At 34.6% G+C, this 14,739-nt stretch carries 11 protein-coding genes; all 11 read left to right on the top strand.

Annotated features, from left to right (window positions below; genetic code table 11):
* The 11 genes from QLS65_RS01580 (at position 1) to ftsZ (ending at position 14,419) form a co-directional block, all read left to right on the top strand.
* Positions 1 to 348, top strand: a complete 348-nt coding sequence (locus tag QLS65_RS01580) for an FtsL-like putative cell division protein (protein ID WP_099714439.1) — start codon at positions 1 to 3, stop codon at positions 346 to 348.
* Positions 339 to 2,345 (top strand): penicillin-binding protein, encoded by a 2,007-nt coding sequence (locus QLS65_RS01575; RefSeq protein WP_282714797.1) that lies wholly within the window; start codon positions 339 to 341, stop codon positions 2,343 to 2,345. Before QLS65_RS01580 ends, QLS65_RS01575 begins: the two co-directional genes overlap by 10 nt.
* Entirely contained in the window at positions 2,342 to 3,805 is a 1,464-nt protein-coding gene (locus tag QLS65_RS01570; RefSeq protein ID WP_282714795.1) for a UDP-N-acetylmuramoyl-L-alanyl-D-glutamate--2,6-diaminopimelate ligase, read from the top strand. The genes QLS65_RS01575 and QLS65_RS01570 overlap by 4 nt, the downstream gene beginning before the upstream one ends.
* A gap of 93 nt (positions 3,806 to 3,898) precedes the next feature.
* Entirely contained in the window at positions 3,899 to 5,128 is a 1,230-nt protein-coding gene (mraY, locus tag QLS65_RS01565) for a phospho-N-acetylmuramoyl-pentapeptide-transferase (protein WP_099714442.1), read from the top strand.
* Between the two features lies 1 nt (position 5,129).
* Entirely contained in the window at positions 5,130 to 6,461 is a 1,332-nt protein-coding gene (murD, locus tag QLS65_RS01560; RefSeq protein WP_282714792.1) for a UDP-N-acetylmuramoyl-L-alanine--D-glutamate ligase, read from the top strand.
* Between the two features lie 74 nt (positions 6,462 to 6,535).
* Positions 6,536 to 7,822 carry an FtsW/RodA/SpoVE family cell cycle protein gene (locus QLS65_RS01555; RefSeq protein WP_099714444.1) on the top strand — a complete coding sequence of 429 codons (1,287 nt, stop codon included), beginning with the start codon at positions 6,536 to 6,538 and terminating at the stop codon, positions 7,820 to 7,822.
* 30 nt (positions 7,823 to 7,852) lie between these two features.
* On the top strand, positions 7,853 to 8,941 hold the full coding sequence (murG, locus tag QLS65_RS01550; RefSeq protein WP_282710708.1) for an undecaprenyldiphospho-muramoylpentapeptide beta-N-acetylglucosaminyltransferase: 1,089 nt from the start codon (positions 7,853 to 7,855) through the stop codon (positions 8,939 to 8,941).
* Between the two features lie 37 nt (positions 8,942 to 8,978).
* The gene (gene murC / locus QLS65_RS01545; RefSeq protein ID WP_282714789.1) at positions 8,979 to 10,328 is read left to right on the top strand and encodes a UDP-N-acetylmuramate--L-alanine ligase; all 1,350 of its coding nucleotides are present in this window, start codon (positions 8,979 to 8,981) and stop codon (positions 10,326 to 10,328) included.
* Positions 10,315 to 11,037, top strand: a complete 723-nt coding sequence (locus tag QLS65_RS01540; protein WP_282714787.1) for a cell division protein FtsQ/DivIB — start codon at positions 10,315 to 10,317, stop codon at positions 11,035 to 11,037. Before murC ends, QLS65_RS01540 begins: the two co-directional genes overlap by 14 nt.
* Before the next feature lie 7 nt (positions 11,038 to 11,044).
* Positions 11,045 to 12,430 (top strand): cell division protein FtsA, encoded by a 1,386-nt coding sequence (ftsA, locus tag QLS65_RS01535; protein WP_282714785.1) that lies wholly within the window; start codon positions 11,045 to 11,047, stop codon positions 12,428 to 12,430.
* A 54-nt stretch (positions 12,431 to 12,484) separates the two neighbouring features.
* Entirely contained in the window at positions 12,485 to 14,419 is a 1,935-nt protein-coding gene (gene ftsZ, locus QLS65_RS01530) for a cell division protein FtsZ (RefSeq protein WP_282710706.1), read from the top strand.
* The last annotated feature ends 320 nt before the right edge of the window (positions 14,420 to 14,739 follow it).

Below are 14,739 nucleotides of genomic sequence, written 5' to 3'. Positions count from 1 at the left end.
ATGAAAAACGGAGTTTACAGCCTATTGAAAGCGCGGTTTCTTATAAATGATGATGCGGTAAAAAACTGGCGGTTTATTGTTTTTGTAATTCTATTGGCGATTGTTATGATTGCTAATACACAGCGATTTGAGCAGAAAGTATTTAGGATTGCAGAGTTGACAAATCAGGTTAAAGAGTTGCGTTCAGAATTTGTGGACAGACGCTCAGAATTAATGAAATTAAAAATGGAATCAACTGTTTCTGAAAAAATGATAGCAAAAGAAATTTTTCCGTCAACAGTTCCTCCAATAAAAATAAAGGTTAAAAAAGAAGAAGAAAAAAGCTTTTTCAAAAAAATATGGCAGTAGAAGATAAATACATATCGTACAGAATTTATCTGGTTGCATTCGCTATCTTATTGATGGCTATTGCTATTGCTGTAAAATTGACAAATATTCAATGGGTCGAAGGCGATTATTATAGAAAATTAGCCAAGGAAAGAACCGTTAAGAATTTTGTGATTCCAGCAAATAAAGGAAATATATATTCTGCAGACGGAAGCCTTTTAGCTACTTCTATTCCGAATTATGAAATACGATTTGATGCCGTGGCTCCAAAAGTTGAAGCATTTGAAAAAAATGTTAAGTCATTATCAGATTCATTGGCATCGGTTTTAGGAAAACCATCTAATTTTTTTGAAAATGAATTAAGAAAAGCCAGGGCTAATAAAAACAGATATTATTTAGTTGCGCGTAAATTAAGTTATACCCAATATTCTAAAATAAAAAGTTTTCCGTTGTTCAATTTGGGCGCTTACAAGGGCGGAATTATAATTGAACAAGAAACCGTAAGAGAACACCCAATTGGTAAAATCGCTGAAAGAACTATTGGTTACGATAGAATTGACGAAAGTGGTCAATTAAAAAGAGTAGGAATAGAAGGTGCTTTTGGAAAATATCTAAACGGAAAAGACGGTAAAATTTTAAAACAAAAAATTGCAAAAGGGCAATGGAAACCCATTCGTGATGTAAACGAAGTTGATCCGCAAGATGGATACGATGTAATTTCTACGATTGATGTTTACATTCAAGATATTGCGCATCATGCCTTGTTGAAACAATTGGAAGAATATGGTGCTGAACATGGTTGTGTGGTGGTTATGGAAACCAAAACAGGTCAGGTTAAAGCGATTTCTAATTTGGGAAGAGACGAAAAATCAGGTAATTATTATGAAACTATAAATTATGCTGTTGCAGAATCTCATGAACCAGGTTCTACCTTCAAATTGGTTGATATGATTGCGCTTTTGGATGATAATAAAGTCGATACATCTAAGGTTTACGATAGTCGTGGAGGTGTTATAACTTACAGAGGTGATAAAGTTCGTGATTCTCATGAAGGCGGATATGGAAAAATATCGCTTGGAAAAGGCTTTGAAGTTTCGTCAAATACTATTTTAGTTCAAGCTGTTGTAGAAAATTATAAAAATAATCCACAGCAATTTATCGATAGAATAAATAAAATGGGTTTGAACAAACCTCTTGGATTACCATTTCAAGGAGAAGGAAAACCTATTGTTCATCAAACATCAGATAAAAATTGGAATCCTAATATTTTACCATGGATGGCTTTTGGGTATAGTGTTGCAATGACACCTTTGCAAACTTTGACTTTATATAATGCTGTTGCAAATAACGGAGAAATGGTAAAACCACAATTCGTTTCAGAAATTAAAGAATGGAATAAAACCATCAAGAAATATGATAAACAAATTATCAATCCGAAGATTTGTTCTGATGTAACTATCAAAAAATTAAAAGCGCTTTTATCAAATGTGGTAAAAAGAGGAACAGGAGCAAAGCTATATTCTAAAGATTTTTCTATGGCAGGAAAAACAGGTACAGCGCAAGCCAATTATGGGAAAAATGGTGGAAATGACAAACATTATATTTCATCTTTCGTAGGATTTTTTCCTGCTGAACATCCTAAATATTCTTGCATTGTTGTAGTTCATGCACCAAATACATCGATGAATAATTATTATGGAGCTGATGTTGCCGGACCAGTTTTCAAGAGAATTGCTCAAAAGATTTTCACCGATGCGCCTTCAACAAATGAGATTAAAAACCTAAATAGAAAGATTGCAATACAGGAGAATAATTATGATTCTTACTTTGTAAAATCAGAAAAGAAGTTGCAATTAATTCCAAATGTGAAAGGAATGTCTGGAATGGATGCGGTTGCTTTATTAGAGAATTTAGGAGTAAAAGTAAAGGCTGTTGGAGTTGGTAAAGTGAAAAAACAATCACTTGCTGCGGGTCAGAATATTGTAAAAAATACAACTATACTATTGGAATTATCATGAGTATATTAAAAGATATATTGTATAAAGTAGCTATCGAAGCTGTAAAAGGTTCGACGGATATTACTATTAATAAAATGGATTTCGATTCTAGAAAAATCGGGTCTAATGATATTTTTGTGGCTATTCGTGGCTCCATTTCTGATGGTCACGATTTTATAGAAAAAGCAATTGAGCAGGGTGCTGTAGCGGTTATATGCGATACATTTCCGGAGAATATTGCCAAAGGAATTACTTATGTTCAGGTAAAAGATACGAATTCGGCCTTGGCATTTATGGCTGCAAATTATTTTGGAGATCCGTCTCAAAACTTGAAATTGGTTGGAATTACGGGAACAAACGGTAAAACGACCATCGCTTCTTTGTTGTACCAATTGTTTAAAAAAGCAGGTTTTAAAGTTGGATTACTTTCGACAGTAAAAATTTTGGTTGATGATGTTGAATATAAGGCGACTCACACGACTCCAGATTCAATTACGATAAATCATTACCTAAAGGAGATGGTTGAAAACGGTGTCGAATACTGTTTTATGGAAGTGAGTTCTCATGGAATTCATCAGAAAAGAACCGAAGCGTTGCATTTTGTTGGCGGTATTTTTACCAATTTGTCTCACGATCATTTGGATTACCATCCAACGTTTGCAGAATACAGGGATGTAAAAAAATCGTTTTTTGATAATTTGCCTAAAACAGCTTTTGCATTGTCCAATATTGATGATAAAAATGGGCAAGTGATGTTACAGAATACTGCAGCAAAAAAATTGACTTATGCCTTAAAATCGTATGCCGATTATAAAGCACAAATCCTGGAAAATCAATTGTCAGGTTTGTTGTTGAAAATAAACGGAAATGAAGTTTGGGTGAAGCTGATAGGAACATTTAATGCCTATAATTTATTGGCTATTTATGGGACTGCGATAGAGCTAGGAATGGAAAGTTTAGAAGTACTTCGATTATTATCTGATTTAGAAAGTGTTTCGGGGCGTTTTCAATTTATTGTTTCTGCTTCAAATATTACAGCGATTGTAGATTATGCGCATACACCGGATGCATTAGAAAATGTGCTAAAAACGATTAATGACATTCGTACAAAAAACGAACAATTGATTACGGTTGTAGGTTGTGGCGGAAATAGAGATAAAGCCAAGCGACCAATTATGGCTGGCATTGCGTCGGATTTAAGTGATAAAGCAATTTTTACTTCGGATAATCCAAGAAATGAAGACCCGGAAGCAATTATTGCAGAAATGGAATTAGGCGTTGCTCCTCAGAATTATAAAAAAATGTTGACCATAACCGATAGGAAACAAGCTATAAAAACGGCTTGCCAATTGGCTCAGCCCAATGATATTATTTTAATTGCCGGGAAAGGACATGAAACGTATCAGGAAATAAATGGTATCCGTCATGATTTTGACGATATGAAAATAGTTAAAGAAATATTAGATCAACTAGGAAAATAAAAGTTTAATCGTTGATTTGGTTAACTGTTTAATCTAATAGTAATCAAATCAGCAAATAAACAAATCAACGATTAACCAAATAAACAAAGATATATGCTATACTATTTATTTGAATATTTAGACAAAATATTAGATGTTCCTGGAACAGGTGTTTTTCAGTACATCACTTTTAGATCAGCGTTAGCATTGATGCTTTCTTTGCTATTGTCTACAATTTATGGTAAAAGAATCATCCGTTTTCTGCAAAGGCAGCAAGTGGGAGAAACCGTTCGTGAACTTGGTCTGGCTGGTCAAAATGAAAAAGCGGGAACACCAACAATGGGTGGGTTAATTATCATATTTGCCACTCTGGTTCCAGTTGTGCTTTTTGCAAAACTGCATAACATTTACATTGTTTTGTTGATTGTAACCACACTTTGGATGGGAACAATTGGTTTTATAGATGATTATATCAAAATTTTCAAGAAAGATAAAGAAGGTTTAAAAGGAATATTCAAAGTTGTAGGACAAGTGGGGCTTGGTTTAATAGTAGGCACGGTTCTTTATTTTAGTCCTGGTGTTACGGTTCGTACAGATACTTCTACATCGGATATTTTTAAAGTGCCAGCACAAACGGTGATTTTGCCTGCGCCAGTAGAAGAAAAATCTACGGCTACTACAATTCCTTTCTTTAAAAATAATGAATTTGATTATGCTGAATTATTAGCATGGACTGGCGAAGGATACGAAAAATGGGCTTGGTTGATTTTTATTCCAGTTGTTATTTTCATTATAACGGCAGTTTCTAACGGTGCTAATTTAACGGATGGAATTGATGGACTCGCCGCAGGAACTTCTGCAGTTTCAGTTCTGGCGTTAGGAATATTTACGTTCGTTTCAGGAAATATAATTTTCTCCAATTACTTGAATATAATGTATATCCCTAATTCAGGGGAAATGACGGTTTTTATAGCCGCATTTGTGGGATCATTGATTGGATTTCTTTGGTATAACTCGTACCCGGCATCGGTATTTATGGGCGATACAGGAAGTTTGACTATTGGTGGAATTATTGCAGTTCTGGCAATTGCCGTTCGAAAAGAAATGTTGATTCCTTTATTGTGCGGAATTTTCCTTGTCGAAAATCTATCGGTGGTTTTACAAGTAAGTTATTTTAAGTATACCAAGAAACGCTTTGGCGAAGGCCGAAGAATATTTCTAATGTCTCCTTTGCATCATCATTATCAGAAGAAAGGGTATCATGAAAGTAAAATAGTAACGCGTTTTTGGATTGTTGCCATAATGCTCGCCATACTGTCAATTGTTACTTTAAAATTAAGATAACATGAGGTTAGTAATCTTAGGTGGAGGAGAAAGTGGTGTAGGTACTGCTATTCTGGGCAAGAAAAAAGGATATGAAGTTTTTGTATCTGATTTCGGAAAGATAAAAGGGAATTACAAAGAGGTTCTTATCATTAATGGAATAGCTTGGGAAGAGGAAAAGCATACCGAAGATTTGATTTTGAATGCTGATGTGGTCATGAAAAGTCCAGGAATTCCGGATAAATCTCCAATAGTAAAGAAGCTTATTGAAAAAGTAATTCCAGTATTGTCTGAAATTGAGTTCGCTGCACCTTTTACAGATGCAACCATAATAGGGATTACCGGTAGTAATGGAAAGACAACTACCACAATGCTTACGCATCATTTGCTGAAATCTGCAGGGTTAAATGTAGGATTGGGAGGGAATATTGGAAAGAGTTTTGCCTGGCAAGTAGCAGATAATAAATATGATTCTTATGTGTTGGAGTTGAGCAGTTTTCAATTGGACGGAATCTTGAATTTTAAGCCACATATTGCCATTATTACGAATATTAGTCCAGATCATTTAGATCGATACGATTACAAATATGAGAATTACATTGATGCAAAGTTTAGAATTACGATGAATCAAACCGAGGACGATTACCTCATTTATGATGCCGATGATGAAGCCATTACACAATGGTTTAAGACACATACAACAAAAGCCAAATTAATTCCTTTTTCATTGACAAAAACTTTCAGCGAAGGAGCTTATATAAAAAACAACAAAATGGAAATTTCAATCAATCACGAAGAGTTTACAATGGACACAGAACATATTGCCTTAGAAGGAAAACATAACATGAAAAACGCAATGGCAGCAACCTCTGTGGCAAAATTGATGCAGATTAGAAAATCTACAATACGTGAAAGTTTATCTAATTTTCAGGGAGTGGAACACCGTCTTGAAAAAGTATTGAAAATTCAGAATGTACAATATATCAATGATTCAAAAGCAACCAATGTAAACGCCACTTTTTTTGCATTAGACAGCATGAATACACCTACAGTTTGGATTGTGGGAGGTGTTGATAAAGGAAATGATTACAATGAATTGATGTCGTTAGTTCGTGAAAAAGTAAAAGCGATTATCTGTCTTGGTGTGGATAATAAAAAAATCATTGATGTTTTTGGTAACGTAGTCGATATAATGATTGAAGTCTCTACTATGAATGATGCTGTGAAAATGGCTCAAAGATTATCAGAAAAAGGCGATACGGTTTTATTGTCTCCTGCATGTGCCAGTTTCGATTTATTCGAAAACTACGAAGACAGAGGAAAACAATTCAAACAAGCAGTTAAGAATTTATAGGAATGTTTAAGGTTTAAAGTTTAAGGTTGAGAAACTTTAAACGTTAAACACAAAAACTTTAAACAAATTAAGAAATGAAACAACTAGTCAACAATTTAAAAGGAGATAAAGGTATTTGGTCATTCGTGGCCTTATTGGCTTTGTTTTCATTTATGCCTGTTTTTAGTGCTAGTAGTAATTTGGCTTATATCGGACAAGGAAACGGAAATACATTAGGTTATTTGGTTAAACATATTGTGCATATCTGTATTGGTTTTACCATTATTTTTATGGTGCATAAAGTGCCTTACCACTATTTTAAGGCTGTTTCCAAAGGAGCGTTGTATATTGTTTGGGTATTATTGGCCTACACATTAATAAAGGGAACAGTAATTGCTGGTGCCAATGCCAGTCGATGGATTCAGGTTCCGTTCATAGGGGTTACATTTCAAACTTCAACATTGGCAGCAATGGTGTTGTTTATTTTTGTAGCGCGTTATTTGTCTAAAACCCGAGAAGTTCCTATTTCTTTTAAATCCTCAATTTGGGAGCTTTGGTTGCCGGTATTCATTACGTTGGCATTCATTCTTCCGGCCAATTTTTCTACTACGGCATTAATTTTCTCCATGGTGTTGATGTTGGTTTTCATTGGGAAATATCCGTTGCGTTATATTGGAATTGTTGTAGGGTCAGGAATAGTATTTCTTGCATTTTTTATTCTTGTGGCTAAAGCTTTTCCGGATGCTTTTCCTAATCGTGTCGATACTTGGATTAGTCGTATTGATAATTTTACCAGTGATAAACCTGATGAAGATGATTATCAAATAGAGAAAGCTAAAATTGCAATAGCTTCCGGAAAAATATATGGATTAGGTCCAGGAAAAAGTGTTCAAAAGAACTTTTTGCCGCAATCTTCCTCCGATTTTATTTTTGCCATAATCGTGGAAGAATATGGGCTTTTAGGTGGTTTAGGAGTATTGATGTTGTATTTATTGTTGTTGTTTCGATTTGTAATAGCATCGCATAAAGCCAATTCACTGTTTGGAAAATTAGTAGTTGTGGGATTGGGTTTTCCCATGATATTTCAGGCGATGGTAAATATGGCTGTAGCGGTTGAATTATTGCCGGTTACAGGACAAACATTGCCCTTAATCAGTAGTGGAGGAAGTTCAATCTGGATGACTTGTTTTGCACTTGGAATCATCATTAGTGTTACGAAAAAAGAAGAAGAAATTGCGCAGGAATTGAAAGATGCTGCCAAGAGAGAAGAAGCGCTTCAAAAATTAATTGACAGGGAATTAGAAGAGGAAGAGGTAGTAGCGGAGAATTATTCGATTGAAGACAAAGCTAACAATCCGATGCACGCAGTTTTAAATAAATAAGTGGTTTTAGAAAATTAGAAATTAATAAAAATGAAACAGTATAAATTCATATTAAGTGGTGGCGGAACGGGTGGACATATCTATCCTGCAATTGCTATTGCAAATGAATTAAAAGCTCGTTTTCCTGAGGCCGAATTTCTTTTTGTAGGTGCCAAAGACAAAATGGAAATGCAAAAAGTACCTCAGGCAGGTTACAATATAAAAGGACTTTGGATATCAGGTTTACAACGTAGATTGACATTTGACAATGCTCTTTTTCCAATTAAGTTGCTTTCAAGTTTATTAAAATCCCGAACAATAATCAAACAGTTCAAGCCAGATGTGGTTATTGGAACAGGTGGTTTTGCAAGTGGTCCGTTATTGCAAGCAGCCGCAATCGCGGGAATTCCAACAGTGATTCAAGAACAAAATTCCTTTCCGGGAATTACCAATAAACTGTTGAGTAAAAAGGCAAACAAAATTTGTGTTGCTTATGAAAATCTGGAACGATTTTTTCCAAAAGAGAAAATGATTTTGACTGGAAATCCAGTGCGTCAGGATTTAATTGATATCGAAAGTAAAAGAGAAGAAGCAATTCAATATTTTAATTTAGATTCAAATAAAAAAACATTGTTGGTTCTTGGAGGAAGCCTTGGCGCCAGAAGAGTAAACCAATTAATCGAAAAAGAGTTGCCAAATATGCTTTCTCAAAATGTTCAGGTCATCTGGCAATGCGGAAAGTTGTATTTAGAAGATTATAAAAAATACAATTCAGCAAATGTTCAGGTAGTCGCTTTTATTGAAAGAATGGATTTAGTTTATGCAGCAGCAGATATTGTTATTTCTCGTGCAGGTGCATCATCCGTTTCGGAGTTGTGTATTGTGGGTAAACCGGTAATTTTTATTCCGTCCCCAAATGTTGCCGAAGACCATCAAACTAAAAATGCACAAGCCATAGTCGATAAAAAAGGAGCTTTGATGCTGAAAGAATCAGAACTTGAATCACAGTTCAGTCTTGTTTTTGAAGTCTTGTTGAAAGATCAGGGAAAGCAAAATCAGCTGAGTGAAAATATAAAATTATTGGCTATGCCAGAAGCAACAAAACAAATTGTTGACGAAATTGTAAAGCTAATTAGATAGAAATAAAAAAGATAATACACCAAAGACTCAAAATAAAATGAACTTAAATCAAATACATAACGTCTATTTTATCGGAATCGGAGGCATTGGGATGAGTAATTTGGCTCGTTATTTCAAGAATCTGGGCAAGAATGTCTCAGGTTATGATAAAACACCATCGGCTCTTACTAATGAATTAATAGAAAGTGGGATTTCAATTCATTTTGAAGACAGCATTGATGCGATTCCAAAAGATTTTTACATAGAAAATACTTTGGTGATTATTACTCCTGCAGTTCCTAAGACGCATTCAGAGTGGAATTATTTCTTGGAAAGAGATTTTCAAGTTAAGAAAAGAGCAGAGGTTTTAGGAATAATTACAAAAGATACTTTTTGTTTTGCAGTTGCCGGAACACACGGAAAAACAACAACATCAGGAATTTTAGGGCATATTTTAAATGAAAGTGGTACTGATGTTACTGCTTTTATTGGAGGAATTGTTGAGAATTATAATTCGAATTTAATAGGAAGTGGAAAAACAGTAACTGTTGTTGAAGCCGATGAATTTGATCGTTCATTCCTGCATTTACATCCCAATATTGCCTGCATAACTTCTATGGATGCGGATCATTTGGATATTTACGGAACCAGTGAAGCAATTGAAGAATCTTTCCTTGAATTTGCTTCCAAAATAGAAGATAAAAGCAATCTTTTTATAACAAAAGAATTACCAATAGAAGGTGTAACCTGTGCTGTAAACGAAGATGCTGTTTTTAAAGCTTTTAATGTTAGAATAGGAAATGGCAGCTATGTTTTTGATGTACAAACGCCTACAGAAGTAATTAAAGATTTACATTTTGGTTTGCCGGGAAGACATAATTTAATGAATGCATTAATGGCTATCGCAATGGCAAAATTATTCGGCACCCCAACCGATGCCATTGCAAAAGCCATTATGTCATTTAAGGGAATAAAAAGAAGATTTTCGTATCAGATTAAAACAGAAGCGAAGGTTTATATTGATGATTATGCACATCATCCAACGGAGATAAATGCAGTGCATCAGGCAGTTCGAGAATTGTATCCAAACCAAAAAGTTTTGGCAATTTTTCAACCCCATTTGTTTAGTAGAACGAGAGATTTTGCTGATGATTTTGCCAAAAGTTTATCTGCTTTTGATGACATAATTTTATTGGATATTTATCCGGCCCGTGAATTGCCAATGGAAGGAATAAACTCACAATGGCTGATGGATAAAATGGCTAATAGTCATAAAAAAATAGTAGTTAAGGACGATTTGATTACAACAATTTTAGCAAGTGATGCTCCCATAATTGTAACAATTGGAGCTGGAGATATTGGAGAATTAGTACCATCAATTAAAAAAGCGATAAATGAGACTCTTTAATTGGACAAATATTCGATTATTACTGATGTTTGTGTTGGTAATTTTTCTGTTTTCGTTTACGTCAAATCGTAATGCTAATAGAAAATTGACGAAATCTGCCGTTATTTTTGTAGGAGATAACGCTCCTTTTGTGAAGCAAGAAACGGTTAATAAATTGTTAATAGAAAATAAAAAAGATGCATCAAGCATTCAAAAAGTTAATTTAGATTTGAATAAACTGGAAACAACTCTCAACGCACAAGAAATGATTGATAGATCAGATGTATTTGTGAGTATTGATGGGGTGTTAAAAGCAGTGGTGAAACAAAAAACTCCTATTGCTAGATTTTTTGATAATAGCGGTTCTTTTTATATTGATTACGAAGGTAATAGAATGCCATTGTCAACTAATTTTACAGCTAGAGTTCCACTTGTTTCAGGGGGAATAAATAAAAAAAATAACGAAGATTTATCCGATTTATTTCGCTTAATCTATGACGATGCGTTTTTGAAAAAAAACATCATCGGAATTCAAATTATGCCTAATGGAAGCTTAAAAATGCTCAATAGAAATTTTGATTATCAAATTGATTTTGGTAGAATGATAAATGTAGAGCGTAAATTCAGGAATTATAAAGCTTTTTTTCAAAAAGCGGTTTTAGATAGTTCGTTGTATAAATATAAAAAAATTGACCTCCGATTTACGGAACAAGTAGTTTGCACTAAATAAATAGATAATGGAAAAAGAGAATATTGCAGTAGGTCTAGATATTGGGACAACTAAAATAGTTGCCATGATAGGCAAGAAGAATGAGTATGGGAAATTAGAAATTTTAGGTGTTGGAAAATCTAAAAGTTTAGGTGTGGCCAGAGGTGTGGTAAATAACATCACTCAAACCATACAATCAATACAGCAAGCGATTCAAGAAGCCGAAAATAATTCAGGCTATAAAATAAAAGATGTAGTGGTAGGAATCGCGGGACAACACATCCGCAGTATTCAGCATACTGATTACATCAGCAGAAGCAATCCCGAAGAAGTAATTGGCGGGAATGACATTCAGCTTTTGATTGACCAAGTAAATAAATTGGCAATGTTACCTGGCGAAGAAATTATACATGTTTTGCCACAGGAATTTAAAATTGACGGACAATCTGAAATCAAAGAGCCTATCGGGATGTATGGTGGAAGATTAGAGTCTAGTTTTCATGTTGTAGTAGGACAAGCATCATCGATTCGTAATGTAGGCAGATGTATTCAAAGTTCTGGAATCGAATTGTCAGGATTGACCTTGGAACCATTGGCTTCTGCTGATGCTGTTTTGAGTCAGGAAGAAAAAGAAGCTGGAGTTGCATTGATTGATATTGGTGGTGGAACAACAGACTTGGCTATTTTCAAAGATGGTATTATTCGTCACACAGCGGTAATTCCTTTTGGAGGAAATGTGATTACAGATGATATCAAAGAAGGATGTTCGATCATTGAAAAGCAGGCTGAATTATTGAAAGTGAAATTTGGATCAGCTTGGCCAGGAGAAAATAAAGACAACGAGATTGTTTCTATTCCAGGATTAAGAGGTAGAGAACCAAAAGAGATTTCGTTGAAAAATCTATCTAAAATAATCCATGCTCGTGTTGTGGAAATTATAGATCAGGTATTCACTGAAGTGAAAGCTTACGGACACGAAGATCCTCGCAAAAAATTAATTGCAGGAATTGTGCTTACTGGTGGTGGTGCGCAATTGAAACACATCAAACAGTTAGTGGAATACATTACAGGAATGGATACTAGAATTGGATATCCAAACGAACATTTGGCTGGAAATTCAGATGAGGAGATTTCAAGTCCTTTGTATGCAACAGCAGTCGGATTAGTAATGAAAAGCATAGAGAATAAAACACAAAGTGCAATAAGAATGGACGCCATTGAACAACCTAAAGCTCCGGTCTACCGACAAGCAGTTGTTCAAAATCCGGTAGTGAATGAAGTTCTTGAGAAAGAGGAAGAAGAAGAGGATCAAAACTCAAATGAGAAACATAATTCTACCGTAAACAGGATTCAAAGAAATTTCTTTGACCGTTATGTTGATAAGATTAAGGATTTCTTAGATAATGCAGAATAGGGCAGTGCCCAGAAAAACACAATAATTAATAATAAATATCAAAAACCAAATAAAATGATGAGCAACTCAGAATTTGGAAGTATTTCATTTGATTTACCAAAGAACCAATCAAATGTAATAAAAGTTATTGGTGTAGGTGGAGGCGGAAGTAACGCCATAAACCACATGTTTAAACAAGGAATTAAAGGCGTAGATTTCATCGTATGTAATACGGACTCTCAAGCCTTACAAAGTAGTTCTGTGCCTAACAAAATTCAGTTAGGAGTACATTTAACGGAAGGACTTGGAGCTGGAGCAAACCCAGATGTAGGACAGCAATCTGCTATTGAAAGTATTTCCGAGATTGAAAAAATGTTGGATAGAAATACTAAAATGGTATTCATCACTGCCGGAATGGGTGGTGGTACAGGAACTGGAGCTGCACCGGTTATTGCACAATTGGCTAAAGAAAGAGATATTCTTACTGTAGGAATTGTGACATTGCCGTTCTTATTTGAAGGAAAAGTGCGTCAGGAACAAGCCTTAATTGGTATAGAAAAATTACGAAAGCAAGTCGACTCTTTAATTGTTATCAATAACAATAAATTAAGAGAAGTATATGGGAATCTTGGATTCAAAGCTGGATTTTCAAAAGCGGATGAAGTTTTGGCAACAGCCTCAAGAGGTATTGCTGAAGTAATTACGCATCATTATACTCAAAATATCGATTTAAGAGATGCTAAAACAGTATTGTATAATAGCGGAACGGCTATTATGGGATCTTCTGTTTCTTCAGGTGAGAATAGAGCTAAGGAGGCAATTGTCGCAGCATTAGATTCTCCGTTGTTAAATGATAATAAAATTACTGGTGCCAAAAACGTATTGTTGCTTATCGTTTCTGGAACTAATGAAATTACAATTGACGAAATTGGAGAAATCAATGATCATATTCAAGCTGAAGCAGGTCACAATGCAAATATTATCATGGGGGTTGGTGAAGACGAATCACTAGGTGATGCTATTGCTGTTACCATTATTGCTACAGGTTTTGATATTGAACAACAAAACGAAATTGTAAATACGGAGCCAAAAAAAATTATACACACATTAGAGGATGAACAAAGAAGTGTTCATAATCTAAGTAATAAAACGGTTGCAGCTTTTGATTTAAATACAGAATCTCCAGCTTCTAACTCAAACGAAAGAATAGTTTTTGATTTGTTGGAAGATACTGTTGTTGCTCCTGAGCCAGTTGTAGCGGCGCCAGCTATCAATAAAGAAGAATTGATGGTAATGTCTGAATTTATTAAAAATTTAGACGTGACTTTCGAAATTGTTTCTCCTATTACTGACATTGATTTTACAATTTCATCTCCAGTAGCAGAAGTAAAAGCAGTACAGCCAAAAGTTATCGAAAGACAAGAACAAACTACTTTCTCATTTGATTTACCACTTTTCAAAGCAGAACCGGTAGCGCAAGTTGAAGAAAGCAAAGTAATGTTTGAATTGACAAATGAAACTCGTGATATCAAAGTAAACGAAGCGGTTCAATTTGTTCCCGTAACAGAATTGACTGATAACGGAATTATCAAATATTCTCTTGAAGAGTATATGGAGCCAGAGCACGATTTCATGGCGAAACCAGTTGCTAAAACTCCGGAAGTTGTTGTTCCTGCTGAATTAAACATCACAATGAAACAAGTAGATACATCAGTAAATACACCTGTTGACTTTGATGCTGTTTCTCCAATGGAAATGACCATCGAGGAATCATTGCGAATGAGAGCCGATGAAAGAAGAAAAAAATTAAAAGAATTCAATTATAAGTTTCATAACAATGTTTCTAAAATTGATGAATACGAAAAAGAACCGGCTTACAAAAGATTGGGGATAGATATTTCAAACAATCAAGCCAATAATACAAATTCGAGAATTTCTGTGGGAACAGACAGCAACAACGATCTACAGTTGCGTTCTAACAACTCGTATTTACATGACAACGTAGATTAACTAACTCAAACCAAAATGAGGTAGCCCGAAAATTCATTTAATTTTCGGGTTATTTTTTTGTCGTTTCGAGCAACAAAGCAATCTATTGCTAATTACAGTAAATTTCTTTAATTTTGTCGGGCCTTAATCCAGCTGTCGTTTCAAGCTTTTTGTCAAAAATGTTTTTTTCTACGCACTTAAAAGAGCTTCTAAAGTCGCTTTTTAAGTCCATGAAAAAATACATTTTCTCCTAAAAGGCTTTCCACTCCATCTGGGGCAAAAAAAGAATTGTTTCCATAATTAGCATTTTACAATCGATTAAACAAATAATCGATTAACCA

Source organism: Flavobacterium algoritolerans, assembly GCF_030010385.1.
Classification (GTDB): Bacteria; Bacteroidota; Bacteroidia; order Flavobacteriales; family Flavobacteriaceae; genus Flavobacterium; species Flavobacterium algoritolerans.
The sequence above is the reverse complement of the archived record's forward strand: the minus strand, read 5'-3'. Positions and strand labels throughout refer to the sequence as shown.